Source organism: Roseovarius salis, from assembly GCF_044472985.1.
Classification (GTDB): domain Bacteria; phylum Pseudomonadota; class Alphaproteobacteria; order Rhodobacterales; family Rhodobacteraceae; genus Roseovarius; species Roseovarius salis.
This window is the reverse complement of record NZ_JBISDG010000117.1, coordinates 1-280: the sequence shown is the minus strand read 5'-3', so window position 1 is coordinate 280 and position 280 is coordinate 1. Positions and strand designations below refer to the sequence as shown.

At 44.6% G+C, this 280-nt stretch carries 1 protein-coding gene; it reads left to right on the top strand.

Translation table 11 applies throughout. The features are described from left to right. Positions 1 to 280 (top strand): hypothetical protein (locus ACH13J_RS18435; RefSeq protein WP_397544799.1); only part of this gene is annotated, 280 nt, incomplete at both ends.

The following is a 280-nucleotide window of genomic DNA, read 5'->3' as shown; positions in this document are numbered from 1 at the left end:
ACAGATTTTGCGATTCATAGCGGGATTCGCCTGAATGCACAGATGATCATGTGTGCACCGTGTTGTCATAAGGAATTGCGTCCGCAGTTGCAGGCGCCAAAAGTCCTCAGCCCGATGTTACAGTTTGGTATTCATGCCGGACAGCAGGCAGAAATGTTGACCGATACCATTCGTGCTTTACTGCTCAAAGCTTATGGTTATGAAACCAAAGTTTTTGAATTTGTGGCGCTGGAACATACCAGTAAAAATAAAATGATTCTGGCGACAAAACGCAAAGACT